The 17762-nt window shown below is 66.7% G+C and carries 13 protein-coding genes and 2 pseudogenes; 11 read left to right on the top strand and 4 right to left on the bottom strand.

Annotation, left to right across the window (positions count from 1 at the left end):
- Nucleotides 1-164 precede the first annotated feature (164 nt).
- The 3 genes and pseudogenes from ACZ9YD_RS04275 to ACZ9YD_RS04285 all read left to right on the top strand — a co-directional run bounded on the left by ACZ9YD_RS04275 (nucleotide 165) and on the right by ACZ9YD_RS04285 (nucleotide 2672).
- A complete protein-coding gene (locus ACZ9YD_RS04275) occupies nucleotides 165-857 on the top strand; it encodes an FKBP-type peptidyl-prolyl cis-trans isomerase N-terminal domain-containing protein (protein WP_465073915.1) in 693 nt (230 codons plus the stop codon).
- Between the two features lie 131 nt (nucleotides 858-988).
- Nucleotides 989-1809 (top strand): annotated as a pseudogene (locus ACZ9YD_RS04280) (NUDIX hydrolase).
- On the top strand, nucleotides 1806-2672 hold the full coding sequence (locus ACZ9YD_RS04285) for a sulfurtransferase (protein ID WP_465073916.1): 867 nt from the start codon (nucleotides 1806-1808) through the stop codon (nucleotides 2670-2672). The pseudogene ACZ9YD_RS04280 and the gene ACZ9YD_RS04285 overlap by 4 nt, the downstream one beginning before the upstream one ends.
- 285 nt (nucleotides 2673-2957) lie before the next feature.
- Here ACZ9YD_RS04285 and ACZ9YD_RS04290 read toward each other — a convergent pair whose 3' ends face one another.
- The 3 genes and pseudogenes from ACZ9YD_RS04290 to uvrA form a co-directional block, all read right to left on the bottom strand.
- Entirely contained in the window at nucleotides 2958-3716 is a 759-nt protein-coding gene (locus ACZ9YD_RS04290; RefSeq protein WP_465073917.1) for an enoyl-CoA hydratase/isomerase family protein, read from the bottom strand.
- A gap of 109 nt (nucleotides 3717-3825) precedes the next feature.
- On the bottom strand, nucleotides 3826-4236 hold the full coding sequence (locus ACZ9YD_RS04295) for an acyl-CoA thioesterase (protein WP_465073918.1): 411 nt from the start codon (nucleotides 4234-4236) through the stop codon (nucleotides 3826-3828).
- A 217-nt stretch (nucleotides 4237-4453) separates the two neighbouring features.
- Nucleotides 4454-7313: pseudogene (gene uvrA, locus ACZ9YD_RS04300) on the bottom strand (excinuclease ABC subunit UvrA); the annotation flags it as partial.
- Between the two features lie 349 nt (nucleotides 7314-7662).
- Here uvrA and rplU point away from each other — a divergent pair.
- The 3 genes from rplU to cgtA all read left to right on the top strand — a co-directional run bounded on the left by rplU (nucleotide 7663) and on the right by cgtA (nucleotide 9512).
- The gene (gene rplU, locus ACZ9YD_RS04305; protein ID WP_232136109.1) at nucleotides 7663-7983 is read left to right on the top strand and encodes a 50S ribosomal protein L21; all 321 of its coding nucleotides are present in this window, start codon (nucleotides 7663-7665) and stop codon (nucleotides 7981-7983) included.
- A 12-nt stretch (nucleotides 7984-7995) separates the two neighbouring features.
- On the top strand, nucleotides 7996-8256 hold the full coding sequence (rpmA, locus tag ACZ9YD_RS04310; RefSeq protein ID WP_159679374.1) for a 50S ribosomal protein L27: 261 nt from the start codon (nucleotides 7996-7998) through the stop codon (nucleotides 8254-8256).
- Nucleotides 8257-8471: 215 nt separating this feature from the next.
- Complete coding sequence (cgtA, locus tag ACZ9YD_RS04315; RefSeq protein WP_465073919.1) at nucleotides 8472-9512, top strand: Obg family GTPase CgtA; 1041 nt, start codon at nucleotides 8472-8474, stop codon at nucleotides 9510-9512.
- Between the two features lie 544 nt (nucleotides 9513-10056).
- On the opposite strand, the gene rpsT is transcribed toward cgtA, so the two are convergent.
- The gene (rpsT, locus tag ACZ9YD_RS04320) at nucleotides 10057-10329 is read right to left on the bottom strand and encodes a 30S ribosomal protein S20 (RefSeq protein ID WP_232136107.1); all 273 of its coding nucleotides are present in this window, start codon (nucleotides 10327-10329) and stop codon (nucleotides 10057-10059) included.
- Nucleotides 10330-10508: 179 nt separating this feature from the next.
- Here rpsT and murJ point away from each other — a divergent pair, with 179 nt between their 5' ends.
- From murJ to ispH, 5 genes are all read left to right on the top strand, one after another.
- Nucleotides 10509-12053 (top strand): murein biosynthesis integral membrane protein MurJ, encoded by a 1545-nt coding sequence (gene murJ, locus ACZ9YD_RS04325; protein WP_465074674.1) that lies wholly within the window; start codon nucleotides 10509-10511, stop codon nucleotides 12051-12053.
- A gap of 112 nt (nucleotides 12054-12165) precedes the next feature.
- On the top strand, nucleotides 12166-13137 hold the full coding sequence (locus ACZ9YD_RS04330; RefSeq protein WP_465073920.1) for a bifunctional riboflavin kinase/FAD synthetase: 972 nt from the start codon (nucleotides 12166-12168) through the stop codon (nucleotides 13135-13137).
- Between the two features lie 65 nt (nucleotides 13138-13202).
- Nucleotides 13203-16019 (top strand): isoleucine--tRNA ligase, encoded by a 2817-nt coding sequence (ileS, locus tag ACZ9YD_RS04335; RefSeq protein ID WP_465074676.1) that lies wholly within the window; start codon nucleotides 13203-13205, stop codon nucleotides 16017-16019.
- On the top strand, nucleotides 16019-16510 hold the full coding sequence (lspA, locus tag ACZ9YD_RS04340) for a signal peptidase II (RefSeq protein WP_465073921.1): 492 nt from the start codon (nucleotides 16019-16021) through the stop codon (nucleotides 16508-16510). Before ileS ends, lspA begins: the two co-directional genes overlap by 1 nt.
- Before the next feature lie 286 nt (nucleotides 16511-16796).
- Nucleotides 16797-17747: a 4-hydroxy-3-methylbut-2-enyl diphosphate reductase gene (gene ispH, locus ACZ9YD_RS04345; RefSeq protein ID WP_465073922.1), complete on the top strand. Its 951-nt coding sequence runs from the start codon at nucleotides 16797-16799 to the stop codon at nucleotides 17745-17747.
- Nucleotides 17748-17762: the final 15 nt, after the last annotated feature.

Consider the following 17762-nt stretch of genomic DNA (forward strand, 5'->3'; position numbering starts at 1 on the left):
AAGCGCCGCCCGTGGCACTTGTCGGGGCGGCCGCGGTCTAGTTGGGGGTCGTCAGTGGCGGTTAAGCCCTTTGGCCGTTATCCTAGCGCGTCCATAGGGGGCGGTTCGACCGCCCCTTCGCGCGACAGGCGATATCAAAATCTGACCTAGCGGAGATCCACGGAATGAAGTTGCGTTTTATTGCGGCCGCCGTCGCGGCCATCACGTTCAGCGGCGCGGCGTTCGCGCAGCAGGCGGCAGCCCCAGCGGCTAACGCGAACGACAGGACCACGCTGAGCTACGCGTTGGGTTTCGATCTTGGCAATCGTCTGGCGGAGACCGGTGAGTCGGTGGACGTCAACACGATCATCAAGGGCCTGCAGGACGGTCACGGTCGCAAGGACCCGACCTATACGCCTGAGCAGATGGGCACCGCCTACAACGCGTTCCAGCAGCGCATGCAGGCGAAGATCGTCGCCGAGCGTCGCGCGGCGCTGACCCAGAACGAGGGTCAGGCCACCACGTTCATCAATGAGTACAAAGCGCGCGAAGGCGTGGTCTCGCTGCCGAGCGGCGTGATGTATCGCGTCGTCGAAGCCGGCGCCGGTGCCAAGCCGACGACCAGCAGCACCGTTGAAGTTGCCTACCAGGCGCTGATCGTGCCGGCCGGCATCGGTCTGAGCCAGGAAGACAAGACCCCGCCGTTCCGCGTGTCGGAAGCCCCGATTGCCGGTCTGCGCGAAGTGCTGCCGCTGATGCCGCTCAACGCGGTGTACGAAGTCGTGTTCCCGCCGGGCAAGTTCGTCAGCGGTGAAGGCACGCAGGAAATCGCACGCCAGCCGGTCGGCGTGATGGTGAAGCTGCTCAGCACGCGCTGATCCGCACTGCGACACGCGATACCCGACGCCGACGTGCCATGCACGCCGGCGTCGTCGTATGTGGAATGGAATGCGGGCGATGCTGTGCGACAGACGCGGCGCCTGCGCCGATGCGCCGGTAGAATCGACGTATGGACGAACGCCCACGCGCCGTGCTCACGCCCTGCACCGGTGTCTGCACCCTCGACGAACACGGCACCTGTCACGGTTGCCTGCGCAGCCTGGCGGAGATCGGCGGTTGGCTGCAGATGAGCGATGCCCAGCGTCAGTGGTTGATGGATGTCGAACTGCCGGCGCGCGAGGCCGCGCGCGGATGAGCGTCCTCTTCGATACCGGTTTCGACACCGACAGCTTGTCCCGCGCGCTGCACCCGCTGGATATGCCGCCGCCCGCGCGTGGCTGGAACGTCGACGAACTCGATGGTTTGCTCGATGGCAACATCGCGCTGCGCGAAGCCGCGGTACTGGTGGGGCTGGTGCGCCGCGCCGATGGGCTGCACGCGATGCTGACCCGGCGCACCGACACATTGCGTCACCACGCTGGACAGGTCAGTTTTCCGGGCGGTCGTGAAGAGCCCGGTGATGGCGGGCCGCTGCAGGCGGCGTTGCGCGAAGCCTGCGAAGAGATCGGTCTCACTGCGTCGCAGGCGCAGCCGCTCGGCTATCTCGATCCGCTGGCGACGATCACCGGTTTCCGCGTCACGCCGGTCGTCGCGCTGCTCGATCCCGGTTTCGAGCCCGTGCCCGAACCCGGCGAGGTGGCCGAGGTATTCGAGGCGCCGCTGGCGTTCCTGATGGCGCCCGGCAGTCTGCGTCACGTCGACATCGAATTCCGCGGCCGCGTGCGGCACGTCCTCGAGTACGAAACCCTCGCCGCCGCGCCCGCGCATCGCATCTGGGGCGCGACCGCGTCGATCCTGCTCAACCTGCGCGACCGGCTGGCGCGCGCATGAGCACGCGTTGGACCACGCTGGTCGACGCGCCGACGCTGGCGGCATCGCTGGGCGATCCGGAGCTGCGCATCGTCGATTGCCGCTTCACGCTGGCAGTCGCGGGCGCCTCGGATGGCGTTGGCGAATCGGCGTGGCGCGAGGGCCATATCCCGGGCGCGGTGTACGCGCATCTCGAGCGCGACCTGTCGGGTGAGAAAGGCCCAGGCCTCGGCCGTCATCCCTGGCCGACTGCCGATGCGTTCGCTGTGACGCTGTCGCGTCTGGGCATCGCACCGGGCATGCAGGTCGTCGCATACGACGACAGCGACGGCGCATTCGCCGCGCGCCTGTGGTGGCTGTTGCGCAGCTTCGGTCACCCGCACGTCGCCGTACTCGACGGCGGCTGGGCGGCGTGGCGTGCGCTCGAACTGCCGGTCGAAACGGCGGTGCCGCAGGTCGACGCGGCGCCACTGATTGACGGCGACTTCGACGAAACGCGGCTGCTGCGTGATGCCGATGCCGTGCAGCGTCATCTCGATGTTGGTGGCCTGTTGCTCGACGCCCGTGCGGGGCCGCGCTTCCGCGGCGAAATCGAACCGCTCGATCCACGCGCCGGTCACGTGCCGGGCGCGCGCAACCGGCCTTATGCCGGCAATCTCGAAGCGGGGCGGTTCAAGCTGGCCGGCGTGCTCGCGGCGGAATTCGATGCCGTGCTCGGCGGACATGCGCCGACCGATGTGGCGGTGATGTGCGGCTCGGGCGTCACCGCGTGCCATCACCTGCTGGCGATGGCGCATGCGGGACGCGATGGCGCAAAGTTGTATGCACCGTCGTGGAGCGGGTGGGTGGATGATCCTGCGCGTGAGATTGCGGCCGGGGAGTGAGCCGTCGCTGATGTAGGCGACGAGCCGCTTTGACCGAGGGCGTTGTTCAGCCTGTTCGGAACGACCAGCTCGATATCGCCAACAGATCAAATGGATCCCAGCGTGCGCTGGGATGACGATCCCGGGCGGATCACTGACGCAATGGATTGGCGTTGTTGGGCCACGAGTCGCCTACTTGCGCGCGCGACACTCGAAGCCGTCGCCCCAGCGGCTTTCAACAGACGAATGTCTGGTCACGCTGGGGCCCATCTTGATTCTGCTCTTGGCAAACCGGCCGACCGGCCCTCAACGTCCCAGCCGCGCCACCAGCGCCCGCAACCCCGCCTGCGTATCCGGCGCATTCCAGGCATCGACGAAGCGATCCAGTTCGATGTTCTGCGCCGACAGCGCCTCCACCAGGTCCGCCCGCGCGATCGCGCGGGTTTCGAGCATCGGGGCGCGGGGCAGGGCGAGCAGGGATTCGAGCCAGAGGCGTGCGCGCAGTGGCACCTCATCGATGCCGGCGAGCTCGTCCACCAGACCGAGACGCAGCGCCTCGTCCGCATCGACGAGCAGACCACCGACCAGCAACCGTTCGGCCTGGCGTGCGCCGATCGTTCGGCGCATCAGACGCTGGATGCCGTCCGGTGCGACCAGGCCCACCTGCGTCTCGTTGAGGCCGATGCGGTAGGCGCCCGAGGCCATGACACGGTAGTCGCAGCACAACGCGAGCACGCAGCCACCGGCGGGCGCGTGGCCTGCGATCGCGGCGACGACCGGCATCGGCGCACCGGCAAGTGCACGCGCGCCAGCGAAGAATGCATCCCAAGCGTCGCGCAGCGATGCGGTATCGGGCAGCGACAGCAGATGCGGCACGTCGAGGCCGCCGGAAAACACCTTCGGGCCACCGGCGAGCACGACGCCGCCGACGCCATCCGCGGCCGCGGTCCCGATCGCATCGCGGAGCGCGAGGCACAGCGCCGGATCGAGCGCGTTCGCGGGCGGGCGTGCCAGCCTGAGCTCGCGGATCGGGCCGTGGTCCTGGGTCTCGATCAATGCAGTCATCGCGTCGGGTCCATGCGAGAAGAATCCGCATGGTAGCGGCAGCGCGATGTCCGGGCCGTGGCCAGGCGCTGGAAACGTGGCGCCTGCAGGTAACAGGCGCCGCGTTGAATCAGCCGGCCGCGAGCGCCTTCGCGCGCACCGATTCCGGCAATGCGACCGGACGCCCGGTCGCGCGGTCGATCCACACCATCACCACGTGGCCGTCGGCGTGCAGCGTGGTGCCGTCGTCGGACACGATGCGATGGCCGATGGTCACGCTGGAGTTGCCGAGGCGATCGGCCAGCAGCTCGACGACGATCTTCGACGGATACGGAATCGGCACCTTGTAGTTCATCTGCACCGCGGCGAGCAGCGGCGCGGTCTCGTCGGTGACCCAGGGCTCGCCCACCGTATCGAACCAGCGGATCCGCGCCTCTTCGAGATAGGTCATGAAGTTGGAATTGTTGACGTGGTTGAACGCATCGAGATCGCGCCAGCGCAGCTCGATCGGCATCCGGATCAACACGTTCGATTCTCTCATGCCTTAGCCCCCTTCTTCTTCTTCGGCGCCTGCGTCGCGGCGGCCTTCTTCGTACTCGACGGCGTCGCCTCGACCGCTTCAGGATCCGCCTGCTTCGAGCCCGCCTTCATCAGTTCCGCGCGCACTTTCGCATCGGCTTCGGCGGCCTTCGTGGACGCGCCCTTGCGCGGCAACGGCTTGGGCAGGTGCGTCGTCGACTTACGCGCCATCTTGCGTTCCGGCTTCGGCGCCGCAGGCTCAGGCAGCTTCGTCTCGAGCAGACGCGCGAGGAAGTGGCCGGTGTGCGACTGCGGCATCGCCGCGACCTGTTCGGGCGTGCCTTCGGCGATGATCTGGCCACCGCGATGACCGCCTTCCGGACCGAGATCGATGACCCAGTCCGCGGTCTTGATCACGTCGAGGTTGTGCTCGATCACGACCACCGTATTGCCGTCGTCGCGCAGCTTGTGCAGCACGGCGAGCAGATGCTCGATGTCGTGGAAATGCAGGCCGGTCGTCGGTTCGTCGAGGATGTAGAGCGTGCGCCCGGTATCGCGACGCGAGAGTTCCTTCGACAGTTTGACGCGCTGCGCCTCGCCACCCGACAGTGTGGTCGCGCTCTGGCCGAGCTTGACGTAGGACAGACCCACATCGACCAGCGTTTCAAGCTTGCGCGCGATCGGAGGGAGGTTCTCGAACAGGCCCAGCGCGTCCTCGACCGTCATGTCCAGCACGTCGTGAATGCTGTGGCCCTTGTAGAGGATCTCCAGCGTTTCGCGGTTGTAGCGCTTGCCGTGGCAGACGTCGCAGGGCACGTAGACGTCGGGCAGGAAGTGCATCTCCACCTTCAGCAGGCCGTCGCCCTGGCAGGCCTCGCAACGGCCGCCGCGCACATTGAAGCTGAAACGTCCGGCCGCGTAACCGCGCGACCGCGCTTCCGGCACCTGTGCGAACAATTCGCGCAACGGCGTGAACAGACCGGTGTAGGTCGCCGGGTTCGAACGCGGCGTGCGGCCGATCGGCGACTGGTCGATGTCGACCACCTTGTCGAACAGGTCCAGCCCTTCGATCTCGCGATACTGCGCCGCCTTGTGCGAGGCGCCGTTGATCTCGTTCGCCGCCAGCGAATGCAGGGTGTCGTTGATCAGCGTCGACTTGCCCGAGCCGGATACGCCGGTGATGGCGGTGAACAGGCCCGAGTGGATCGTCAGGTCGACGTTCTTGAGGTTGTGGCCGGACGCGCCGAGCAGCCTGAGCTGCATCTTCGGATTCGGCTTGTGGCGCTTTGCGGGAATCTCGATGCGCTTGCGGCCGCTGAGGTACTGGCCGGTCAACGAACGCGGTGCCTTGAGCACGTCTTCGTATGTGCCCTGCGCGACGACTTCGCCGCCATGCACGCCGGCGCCGGGACCGATGTCGACGATGTGATCGGCGAGACGGATCGCATCCTCGTCGTGCTCGACGACGATGACCGTATTGCCGAGGTCGCGCAGCCGCGTCAGCGTGCCGAGCAGGCGTTCGTTGTCGCGCTGGTGCAGGCCGATCGACGGTTCATCGAGCACGTACATCACGCCGACCAGGCCGGCGCCTATCTGCGACGCCAGACGGATGCGCTGCGCTTCGCCGCCCGACAGCGTGTCGGCCTTGCGCTCCAGCGTGAGGTAATCGAGACCCACGTCGACGAGGAAGCTCAGGCGTTCGCCGATTTCCTTGACGATCTTGGCCGCGATCTCGCCGCGCCAGCCCGGCAGTTCCATGGTGTTGAAGAACGTCAGTGCTTCGTCGATCGGCAGCACGACCAGCGACTGCATCGGCCGGTCGGCGACGAACACGTTGCGCGCCGAACGGTTGAGGCGCGCGCCGCCGCAATCGGGACACGGCCGCTCGCTGATGTACTTGCCCAGTTCCTCGCGCACCGCCGAGGACTCGGTTTCGCGATAGCGACGTTCGAGGTTCGGCACGATGCCTTCGAAGCGGTGCTTGCGCTGCGTGCGCGCGCCCGAATCGGTGATGTAGGTGAAGTTGATCGTCTCGGTGCCGCTGCCGAACAGCACCGCATCGCGCGAAGCCTGCGGCAGTTCCTGCCACGGCGTGTCGACGTCGAAGCCGTAGTGCTTTGCCAGCGACTGCAGCAGCTGGAAGTAGTACGCGTTGCGACGGTCCCAGCCGCGCACGGCGCCCGCGGCCAGCGACAGCTCCGGATGCACGACCACGCGGTCGGGATCGAAGAATTCGCTGACGCCCAGGCCGTCGCAGGTCTGGCAGGCGCCGATCGGCGAATTGAACGAGAACAGGCGCGGCTCGAGTTCGGGCAGCGCGTAATCGCAGACCGGGCAGCTGTACTTGGACGAGAACAGATGCGGTGCGATCGAGGCATCGTCGATCGCCTGCACCGACACCATGCCTTCGCCGAGCTTGAGCGCGGTCTCGAAGGATTCGGCCAGGCGCTGCTTCATGTCGTCGCGCACCTTGAAGCGGTCGATCACGGCCTCGATCGTGTGCTTCTGCCGCAGGGCGAGCGTCGGCAGGCCGTCGATCTCGTAGAGCGCGCCGTCGACGCGCACGCGCACGTAGCCCTGCGCGCGGAGCTGCTCGAACACCTGCGCATGTTCGCCCTTGCGTTCACGCACGACCGGCGCGAGCAGCATCCAGCGCTGCTCGGGATCGAGGGTCAGCACGTGGTCGACCATCTGGCTGACCGTCTGCGCTTCCAGCGGATAGCCATGGTCCGGACAGCGCGGACTGCCGACGCGTGCGTAGAGCAGGCGCAGGTAGTCGTAGATCTCGGTGATCGTGCCGACCGTCGAACGCGGGTTGTGCGACGTCGACTTCTGCTCGATCGAAATCGCCGGCGACAGACCTTCGATGTGGTCGATGTCGGGCTTTTCCATCACGCTGAGGAACTGGCGTGCATACGACGACAGCGACTCGACGTAGCGGCGCTGGCCTTCGGCATAGATCGTGTCGAACGCGAGCGACGACTTGCCAGAGCCCGACAGACCGGTGATGACGATCAGCTGGTCGCGCGGCAGGTCGAGGTCGATGTTCTTGAGGTTGTGGGTACGTGCACCGCGAATGCGGATGGTATCCATCGCCATCGGCTTGGGAATCCGGTTGTGGAACGGGGGAGGGCGGTCCGGACCCGCACTGCGGCACCTGTGGCGCGCGGCGCGGGGCAATCGATCAGACTAGCGAGCCCGACAGATGGGGGCAAACTCCGGATGGACCAGTCTGCAGTCAGGCAGTCGCAGGATCTGCGAATGGCGTCTGTTCATCGGGGCAGGCGGCATCGGGGGCGCGAAGTGGCGCATCCGGGCGCCAGCGGGTGGGTTGCGTGGCAACGCCGGGGTCGACTTGACCGCAAGTCACTGATCCCATTAAAATCCCGCCCCTGTCCGCCCTCGATGGCGGCAGTGAGACCACAATAACTACAGAGGAAGTCTGGTCATGAGTTATGCAGTCCTCGTCACGGGCGGTAAGCAGTACCGCGTGATGGCAGGTGAAACCCTTCGCGTCGAGAAGCTCGAAGGCGACGTTGGTAGCGAGATCAAGTTCGACAACATCCTGCTGCTGGGCGACGGTGATGGCGTGAAGCTGGGCGACGCGCTGAAGGGCGCAACGGTTGCCGCGACGATCAAGTCGCACGGCCGCGCCGACAAGATCCGCATCATCAAGTTCCGTCGCCGCAAGCACTCCATGAAGCAGCAGGGACACCGTCAGTACTACACCGAAATCGAGATCACCGGCATTGCCGGTGGTAGCAAGTAAGGAGCAGCAGGCATGGCACATAAAAAGGGCGTAGGTTCTTCGCGCAACGGCCGCGACTCCAACCCGAAGTATCTCGGCGTCAAGATCTACGGTGGCCAGGCCATCGAAGCCGGCAACATCATCGTGCGTCAGCGCGGCACCCAGTTCCATCCGGGCGCAGGCGTCGGCCTCGGTCGTGACCACACGCTGTTCGCGCTGGTCGACGGCAAGGTCAACTTCGCGACCAAGGGTCCGAAGAACCGCCGCACCGTCAGCGTGCTCGCCGAGGCCTGAGCCTCCCGCGACGCGTGACACCGGAAAGCCCCGCTTCGGCGGGGTTTTTCGTTGATGGCCGCCACGCGGTGACCATCTGTTTTCCACTCGTGCGCCCGTGATGCGATGCATCGCGATCCGGCGCCTCGGGTAAGCTGGCCGGCGATGCGCGTGGTATCTGCCGCGTGTCCCGAGCCCGCATTCCTTTTTCCGTTCCGCTTTTCCGGTTGCCTGTCATGAAGCTCGTCGACGAAGTCGAAATCACTGTCACCGCCGGCAATGGCGGCAATGGCTGCGTCGGATTCCGGCGCGAGAAGTTCATTCCGCTCGGTGGCCCGGACGGCGGCGACGGCGGCAATGGCGGCAGCGTGCTGATCGTCACCGACGAGAACCTCAACACGCTGGTCGACTTCCGTCACCAGACGATGTTCCGCGCCGGCCGTGGCGAGAACGGCATGGGCCGGCAGATGTACGGCAAGGGTGGCGACGACAAGGTCATCGTCGTGCCGGTCGGCACCGTGGTGCACAACGTCATGACCGACGAAGTGATCGGCGATCTGACCGAACACGGCAAGAGTCTGCTGGTCGCACGCGGCGGGCAGGGCGGTCTGGGCAACATGCATTTCAAGAGCTCGACCAACCGCTCGCCGCGGCAGTCGACGACGGGTGAGCCGGGCGAAGAACGCACGCTGCGCCTGGAGCTCAAGCTGCTGGCCGACATCGGCCTGCTGGGCTTCCCGAACGCCGGCAAGAGCACGCTGATCCGCGCGGTGTCGGCGGCGACGCCGAAGGTGGCGGACTATCCGTTCACCACGCTGTATCCGAATCTCGGCGTGGTCAGCGTCGAGCCGGCGCGCAGCTTTGTCATCGCCGACATTCCCGGCCTGATCGAAGGCGCGGCCGACGGCGCCGGCCTTGGCGCGCTGTTCCTGCGCCACATCCAGCGCACGCGCGTGCTGCTGCATCTGGTGGAGATCGCGCCGCTCGACGGCACCGATGCCGTGGACCAGGTGCGCGCGATCGAGCGCGAGCTCGAGAAGTTCGACGCCGCGCTGCTCGACAAGCCGCGCTGGCTGCTGATCAACAAGGCCGACACGCTGCTGCCGGAAGAGGCTGAGGCCGAAGCCGCGCGCATCATCGGAGCCCTCGGCTGGACCGCGCCTTGGTTCCTGATCTCTGGCCTCGCCCATGACGGCACCCGCGAGGTCATGCTGAAAGTGCAGGCCACGCTCGACGACATGGATCGCGAAGAACGCGAGGCGGCGGACGCTGTCTGAGGCGAGTGGGGCAGCGAGAATGCGCTGCCCGGTCTCACGACATCGATTCTGATTGCATCGCGCATCTGAGCGCGGCGCACTGCGCGCGCAGACAGTGTCAGCGCGCTGCGCCTTCGATCGCCTTGGATTTCCTGATCAATCCGCTCGCCGCAAAGGGCGTGTTCGGCCGTGCGGGCGCGATTGCGCTTCGGTGTCTGGATTAAATACTTCGCGACGTCGTCGCTGAGGACGTTTTTTGCTGGCCGACACACGCGTGCGCTGACGCGTCAGGGAGGCGCGCGCGCCATGGGTTCGCGCGTATCTGCGCAGAACTCGGGTAGACGCTGCAGTGAGGCAGATCGCACGCGCACCGAATCCGGCCGCACTGGCGCACGTGAGCGCGGCGGCGATTCTCGCCACGTCTCGGCAATGCATACCCGCCCGACATCACGCGAGACTGCTTTCGCGTTCCACGCAATGCCGGATCACACGATCGGACCCAACAAAAAACCCGGCCGACGGCCGGGCTTTTCTCGCATCGACCGCCGAAGCGGTCGGGCAGGGATCAGGCAGCGGCCTTGATCGCCTTGATGCGTGCGGTCAGACGGCTCTTGTGACGAGCTGCCTTGTTCTTGTGGATCAGGCCGCGCGAGCTGAAACGATCGAGGATCGGCTGGGCGACGTTGAACGCCTCCTGTGCGCCGGTGGCGTCGTTGGACTCGAGCGCCTTGAGCACTTTCTTGACGGCGGTGCGGAGCTGCGAGCGCTGGGCGGAGTTGCGCGCATTGCGCACAACGGTCTGCTTGGCGCGCTTCTTGGCGGACTTGATGTTTGCCACGATGGATTCCTGGAAGCTGGACGTGTGAAAATCCGGCTTGGCCGGACGAACTGGAAATTTGAGCAGGAAATTATGGGTCTTTCAGATACTTGCGTCAACCGGCCCGGCCTGAACGGCGCGATCTGGTGACGGCCCCCGATCCGGCGGCCGCCAGCCCGGCCCCGAAGAAGCGCGGCGGACTGCTGCGTTCGAGCGCGGTGTTCAGCGCGATGACCCTGATCTCGCGGATCGCCGGCTTCGCCCGCGACATGCTGCAGGCCACGCTGTTCGGCACCGGTGGCGCGATGAGTGCGTTCATTGTCGCCTATCGCATCCCGAATTTCCTGCGCCGCGTGTTCGCCGAGGGCTCGATGGCGATGGCCTTCGTGCCGGTGCTCAACGAGATCAAGGAGCGTGGGGACCGCGCCGCGCTGAAATCGTTCATCGATCACATGGCCGGCGCGCTGTGTGCGGTCGTGCTGGTGGTCTGTGCAGTGGGCATGTTGCTGGCACCGTTCATCGCGCGGCTGTTCGCACCCGGCTGGACGGACCAGCCGGAGCTGCTGGGCCAGACCGCGCAGATGCTGCGCATCACGTTTCCGTATCTGCTCTTCATCTCCTTGATGTCGCTGTCGGCTTCGATCCTCAACAGCCACGGCAAGTTCGCGCTGCCCGCGTTTACGCCCGTGCTGCACAACCTGACGATGATCGCCGCGATGCTGTGGCTGGCGCCGCGGTTCGCGCTGCCGCCGGAGGGTCTGGCGTGGGGCGTGCTGATCGCGGGTTTCCTGCAGCTCGCGCTGCTGTGGCCGGCGCTTGGGCGCCTGGGATTGCGCCCGCATTTCCGTCCAGGCTTTCGCCATCCGGAGGTCCGCAAGGTCGGCAGGCTGATGCTGCCGACGCTGTTCTCCTCATCGGTGGCCCAGGTCAATCTGCTCGTCGGCACCGCGTTCGCATCGCTGCTGGCGGCCGGCAGCGTGGACTGGCTGTATTACTCCGATCGCCTGATCGAGTTTCCGCTGGGCCTGTTCGGTGTGGCGCTGGGCACGGTGATCCTGCCGCATCTGTCGCGCCGGCATGCGGCCGAGGATGCGACGGGCTACAACCAGTCGCTGGACTGGGGCCTGCGTATGGCGCTGCTGGCGGGTGTGCCGGCGGGTCTGGGTCTGCTGCTGCTGGCCGAGCCGATCACCGCAACGGTCTACAACTACGGCGCATTCGGCGCCGCCGACACGCGTATGGCGGCGATCAGTCTCACCGCGATGAGCCTCGGCGTGCCGGCCTTCATGCTCAGCAAGGTGCTGGCCCCCGCGTTCTACGCGCGGCAGGACACGAAAACGCCCATGCGCGCGGCGATCTGGACGGTCGCAGCGAACGTGCTGCTGACGATCGCGCTGACCACGCCGCTGTGGCTCTACGACGTTCCGGGTGCGCATGGCGGTATCGCGCTGGCCACGGCGCTGGCGGGCGTGGTCAATGCGGCGCTGCTGTGGCGGTATCTCCGCCAGCGCGGCATTTTCACCCCCGAGCCCGGCTGGGCGACGTACGCGCTGCGCCTGACCTGCGCCTGCGTGGCGATGGCGGTGGTGGTGTTGGGTCTGCGGTTCTGGATCGGTGCGTGGACCGACATCCACGGTGCGCTCCACCGTATCGGCTGGCTGGTGCTGGTCATTGGCGCGGGTGGGGCGACCTATGCGGTGGCGATGGTCGCGCTGGGGTTGCGGCCGCGACACCTGCGCCACTGACCCGCGCTCGTGCGCGAGGCAGCTGAACCCGGGGCAGGCCGGGTGGCGGCTATACTTGCCGGTCACTTTTCCCCGCGGGCGTGCACTGGTGCGCCCGCCGCAACGGACCCACATGAGCAGGCTGTTCCGCGACATCGCCGGCGGGCCCCTCTGTGCCGACGGCAGCGTGGTCTGCATCGGCGCGTTCGACGGGCTGCATCTCGGGCACCAGGCGCTGGTGCGACACGCCGTCGCGCGCGCGCATGTGCTGGGCGTCGACGCCGCTGCACTGAGTTTCGAGCCGCTGCCGCGCGAGTTCTTCGCCGCTGCATCGCCGCCGCCGCGTCTCGGGCCAGTGCGCGCGAAGTTCGAAGGCCTGCGCGGTCTCGGCGCGGACGTCGTCGGCCTGCTGCGTTTCGATGCGCGCATGGCGGCGATGTCGCCCGAAGCCTTCGTCGACGCGGTGCTGGTGCAGCGCCTGCGCGCGCGCGAAGTCTGGGTCGGCCCTGGCTTTCGCTTCGGCCACAAGCGTGCCGGTGATCTGGCGACACTGCAGGCCCTGGGCCGCGATGCGGGTTTCATCGCCGGCGCGATCGAGCCGTTGGTCGTCGATGGCGAGCGTGTGTCCAGCACCCACATCCGCAACGCGCTGGTGGCCGGTGATTTCGAACACGCCGCGCGCCTGCTCGGACGGCCGTATGCGGTGTCCGGGCGCGTGGTGCGCGGCAAGCAGCTCGGTCGCACGCTGGGTTATCCGACCGCGAACCTGCGCTTCGGCGGCAAGGTGCCGGCGCTGCGCGGCATCTACGCCACGCGCGTGCACGGCATCGGCGACGCACCCTGGCCGTCGGTGTCGAGCTTCGGCACGCGGCCGACGGTCGGCGGTGTCGAACCGCTGCTCGAAGCGCATCTGTTCGATTTCGACGGTGATCTTTATGGCCGCCGCATCGAAGTCGAATTCGTCGCGCGTCTGCGCGACGAGGAAAAGTTCGACGACCTGCCGAGTCTGGTCGCGCAGATGGATCTCGACGCCGCACAGGCGCGCGCCGTCCTCGCCGCGCCGCATTCCCCACGATACGAAACGCAACGACAGGACTTCGCGTGAGCGCAGACGCCAGCAACTCCAATCCCTACAAGTCGACGATCCACCTGCCGGCGACCGACTTTCCGATGCGTGGCGATCTGCCCAAGCGCGAGCCGGCGATGCTGGCGCGCTGGGAAGAAGAGGGCCTGTACGCGCAGCTGCGCGCGCACGCGCAGGGACGCCCGCAGTTCGTGCTGCACGACGGCCCGCCGTATGCGAACGGCTCGATCCATCTCGGCCATGCGGTCAACAAGATCCTCAAGGACATCATCGTCAAGTCGAAGGGCATGGCGGGTTTCGATGCGCCCTACATCCCGGGCTGGGATTGCCACGGCCTGCCGATCGAGATCGCGATCGAGAAGAAGTGGGGCAAGGTCGGCGTCAAGCTCGATGCGGTGGAGTTCCGGCAGAAGTGCCGCGAATACGCCAATGAGCAGATCGACATCCAGCGCCGCGACTTCAAGCGCCTCGGCGTGCTCGGTGACTGGGACAACCCGTATCGCACGCTCGATTTCCGCTTCGAAGCCGACGAGATGCGCGCGCTGGCCAAGGTCGTCGACAACGGCCATCTGACCCGCGGCGTGAAGCCGGTGCACTGGTGCTTCGACTGCGGTTCGGCCCTGGCCGAAGCCGAGATCGAATATGCCGACAAGGTCTCGCCCGCGGTCGACGTTGCCTACGTCGCGCGCGATTCCGCCGCGTTCGCGCATGCGTTCGGCGCGACGCTGCCGGCTGACGTCGATGTGGCGCTGCCGATCTGGACCACCACGCCGTGGACGTTGCCGGCATCGCTCGCCGTTTCGCTGGGCGCCGATCTCGAATACGCGCTGGTCGAAGGCCCGCTTGCGCAGGACGGCCGTCGTCGCTGGCTGGTGTTGGCCGATGCACTGAGCGAACGCGCGCTGCGTCGCTACGGCGTCGAAGGCGATGTCGTCGTGCACGGCCGCGTTGCCGGCAGCGCGCTCGAGCACCTGGTGCTCGCGCATCCGTTTTATGCAGAGCGCGACATCCCGGTGATCCTCGGCGACCACGTGTCGGCTGAAGACGGCACCGGCGCCGTGCATACCGCGCCCGGTCACGGCCAGGAGGACTACGTCGCCGGCAAGGCCTACGGCCTGCTCGACCTCTACACCGCGGCCCAGCTCAATCCGGTCGATGGCCGCGGCGTCTATCTGCCGTCGACGCCGCCGATCGGCGACACCGTGCTCGCTGGCCTGCACATCTGGAAGGCCAACGACGTCATCGTCGATGCGTTGCGTGCGCAGCGCAGCCTGCTCGCGTTCGCGAAGATCGAGCACAGCTATCCGCATTGCTGGCGCCACAAGACGCCGATCGCGTTCCGCGCGACGCCGCAGTGGTTCATCTCGATGTCGCAGGCCAATCTGCGCAACGACGCTTTGGCCGCGATCAAGGACGTGACCTGGTATCCCGAGTGGGGCCAGGCGCGCATCGCCGGCATGGTCGAAGGACGCCCGGACTGGACGATCTCGCGCCAGCGCACCTGGGGCGTGCCGATCGCGCTGTTCGTGCATCGCGAAACCGGCGAGCCGCATCCGCGCAGCACCGAGCTGATGCGTCTGGTCGCCGATCGCGTCGAAGAACACGGTGTCGACATCTGGTACACGCTCGACGCCAGCGAATTGCTCGGCGACGAGGCCGCGGATTACGACCGCATCACCGACATCCTCGATGTCTGGTTCGACTCCGGCGTGACCCACGAAGGCGTGCTGCTGGCGCGTGGTTATGAGAAGCCGGCCGACCTGTATCTCGAAGGCTCCGACCAGCATCGCGGCTGGTTCCAGTCCTCGCTGCTGACCGGCGTCGCGATCGACAAGGCCGCACCGTACCGGCAGTGCCTGACGCATGGCTTCACCGTCGACGAGCACGGCCGCAAGATGTCGAAGTCGCTCGGCAACGGCATCGAGCCGCAGGACATCATGAAGACGCTGGGCGCCGACATCCTGCGCCTGTGGATCGCCTCGGCCGACTACAGCAACGAGATGTCGCTGTCGCAGGAGATCCTCAAGCGCACCGCCGATGCCTATCGCCGCATCCGCAACACCGCGCGTTTCCTGCTCGGCAATCTCGCGGGTTTCGAGCCGGCACGCGATCTCGTCGCGCCGCAGGACATGGTCGCGCTGGATCGCTGGATCGTGCACCGCGCGGCCCAGCTGCAGACGCGCATCGAAGATGCCTACGCGCGCTACGACTTCGCCGAAATCGTGCAGGCGCTGTCGAACTTCTGCAGCGTCGATCTGGGTTCGCTGTACCTCGACGTCACCAAGGACCGGCTGTACACGATGCCCGAGCATTCGGTCGGCCGTCGCAGCGCGCAGACCGCGATGTACCACATCGCCGAAGCGTTCACGCGCTGGATCGCGCCGGTGCTGAGCTTCACCGCGGAAGAGTTGTGGAGTCATCTGCCGGCACCGGCGGAAGGCACCCGCGAAGCCAACGTGCAGTTCGCGACCTGGTACACCGGCCTGACCGGACTCGGCAGCGATGCCGACTGGTCGGCACAGGATTTCGACCGCGTGCTTGAACTGCGCGAGCGTGTCTCCAAGGTGCTCGAACCGATGCGCGCCAGCGGCGAGATCGGCGCGGCGCTCGACGCCGAGATCGAACTGCGCTGCAATGTGGTGGTCACGGACTGGCTGTCGCCGGTGGTCGACGAACTGCGCTTCCTGCTGATCAGCGGCGACGTGACGATCGTCGATGACGCCAGCGCGACCGCGATCGGCGTCACCGCGCGTGCAACGACCAAGCCCAAGTGTGTGCGTTGCTGGCAGCGTCGCGCCGATGTCGGCGCGCACGGCGAACATGCCGAGCTGTGCGGCCGCTGCGTGGAGAACATTGCGACCGATGGTCGCGACGGACAGGGCGAACTGCGGAGGTGGTTCTGATGGCCAAGGCGACGCCCAATGCACTGCCGTGGCTCGTGCTCTCGGCCGTGGTGATCGTGCTCGACCAGTTGACCAAGTACTGGGTGCTGACCTCGCTGCCCGAGTACACCGCGATCCCGGTGATCGACGGCTTCTGGAACTGGTACCGCACCTACAACACCGGCGCGGCGTTCAGTTTCCTGGCGAACGCGGGCGGCTGGCAGAAGTGGTTCTTCACGATCCTCGCGGTCGTGATCTGCGGCACGCTCGGCTGGTGGCTGGCCAAGACCCCGCGCCGCGACTGGCGTACCGCATTGCCGTTCGCGCTGGTGATCGGCGGCGCGCTGGGCAATGTCATCGACCGCCAGATCCACGGCCACGTCGTCGATTTCATCCAGTGGCACTGGCAGGAGCATTACTGGCCGGCGTTCAACCTGGCCGATGCCGCGATCGTCGGTGGCGCGATCGGGATCGCGTTGTTCGGGTTTTTCCCGGCGAAGAAGAAGGTTTAGATCGTCGCTTCGGCGTGAATCTGAGCGATCCGGCACCTCTCCCTCCGGGAGAAAGCCTGCCTCGGACTCGATCCGGAATCGACGCGCAGAGCGCGTTGGGTGAGGGCAGGGCTTTCAGAGGGTGATATCCCGAGCATGACGGCTGTTTCGGGAAAGAGCGGCATTTCTGCAGCGTCGCCCTCACCCCGTTCCCTCTAAGGGGAGAGGGGCGTATTGCCGTGCGGGAGACGCTCCGTCGTGCTTCCGTTTCGTTTCGGCGCCACAGGCTCCGGTAAACTACGGTTCTATGGACATCGTCCTCGCCAATCCCCGCGGCTTCTGCGCCGGCGTCGACCGCGCGATCGAGATCGTCAAGCGTGCGATCGAGACGCTCGGCGCGCCGATCTACGTGCGCCATGAAGTCGTGCACAACCGCTTCGTCGTCGAAGACCTCAAGCGTCGCGGCGCGATCTTCGTCGAGGAACTCGACGAGGTGCCCGACGGCGTGACCGTGATCTTCAGTGCGCACGGCGTCCCGCAGTCGGTCCGCGAGGAAGCCACGCGTCGGGGACTGAAAATCTTCGACGCCACGTGCCCGCTGGTGACCAAGGTCCACTTCGAGGTCGCCCGCCACTGCCGCGCCGGCCGCGATGTCGTGCTGATCGGGCACGAAGGGCACCCGGAAGTCGAAGGCACGATGGGCCAGTGGCGCGCGGAAGCGGGCGCAGGTTCGATCTATCTCGTTGAAGATGAGGCCGATGTGGCCGCGCTGGTCGTCAGCCAGCCCGAGAATCTCGCTTACACCACGCAGACCACGCTGTCGGTCGACGACACCCGCGGCGTCATCGCCGCGTTGCGCGCCAAGTTCCCGGTGCTCGAGGGGCCGAAGAAGGACGACATCTGTTACGCCACGCAGAACCGCCAGGACGCCGTGCGCGATCTCGCGCGCGAATGCGATTTGGTGCTCGTCGTCGGCTCGCCGAACAGTTCCAACTCCAATCGCCTGCGTGAACTCGCCGAGCGCGACGGGGTCGAGGCCTATCTGATCGACGGCGCCGAGGAGATCGACCCGCGCTGGGTGGAAGGCCGCCGCCATATCGGTGTGACCGCCGGTGCATCGGCCCCGGACATACTCGTCCAGGGCGTGCTCGACCGCCTGCGCGAACTCGGCGCAGACGGCCTGCGCGAGCTGTCGGGTGAGCCGGAGAACATGGTCTTCGCCCTGCCCAAGGAACTGCGCCTGCAACTGGTCGATTGACCGCAGGCGCGGCGC

The sequence above is a fragment of the Luteimonas sp. AC640a genome, from assembly GCF_979256585.1.

What these genes read in the sequence shown, in the direction of transcription:
- ACZ9YD_RS04275 (WP_465073915.1), top strand. Translation starts at nt 165, where the DNA reads ATGAAGTTGCGTTTTATTGCGGCCGCCGTCGCGGCCATCACGTTCAGC.
- ACZ9YD_RS04285 (WP_465073916.1), top strand. Translation starts at nt 1,806, where the DNA reads ATGAGCACGCGTTGGACCACGCTGGTCGACGCGCCGACGCTGGCGGCA.
- ACZ9YD_RS04290 (WP_465073917.1), bottom strand. Translation starts at nt 3,716, where the DNA reads ATGACTGCATTGATCGAGACCCAGGACCACGGCCCGATCCGCGAGCTC.
- ACZ9YD_RS04295 (WP_465073918.1), bottom strand. Translation starts at nt 4,236, where the DNA reads ATGAGAGAATCGAACGTGTTGATCCGGATGCCGATCGAGCTGCGCTGG.
- rplU (WP_232136109.1), top strand. Translation starts at nt 7,663, where the DNA reads ATGAGTTATGCAGTCCTCGTCACGGGCGGTAAGCAGTACCGCGTGATG.
- rpmA (WP_159679374.1), top strand. Translation starts at nt 7,996, where the DNA reads ATGGCACATAAAAAGGGCGTAGGTTCTTCGCGCAACGGCCGCGACTCC.
- cgtA (WP_465073919.1), top strand. Translation starts at nt 8,472, where the DNA reads ATGAAGCTCGTCGACGAAGTCGAAATCACTGTCACCGCCGGCAATGGC.
- ACZ9YD_RS04330 (WP_465073920.1), top strand. Translation starts at nt 12,166, where the DNA reads ATGAGCAGGCTGTTCCGCGACATCGCCGGCGGGCCCCTCTGTGCCGAC.
- ileS (WP_465074676.1), top strand. Translation starts at nt 13,203, where the DNA reads ATGCGTGGCGATCTGCCCAAGCGCGAGCCGGCGATGCTGGCGCGCTGG.
- lspA (WP_465073921.1), top strand. Translation starts at nt 16,019, where the DNA reads ATGGCCAAGGCGACGCCCAATGCACTGCCGTGGCTCGTGCTCTCGGCC.
- ispH (WP_465073922.1), top strand. Translation starts at nt 16,797, where the DNA reads ATGGACATCGTCCTCGCCAATCCCCGCGGCTTCTGCGCCGGCGTCGAC.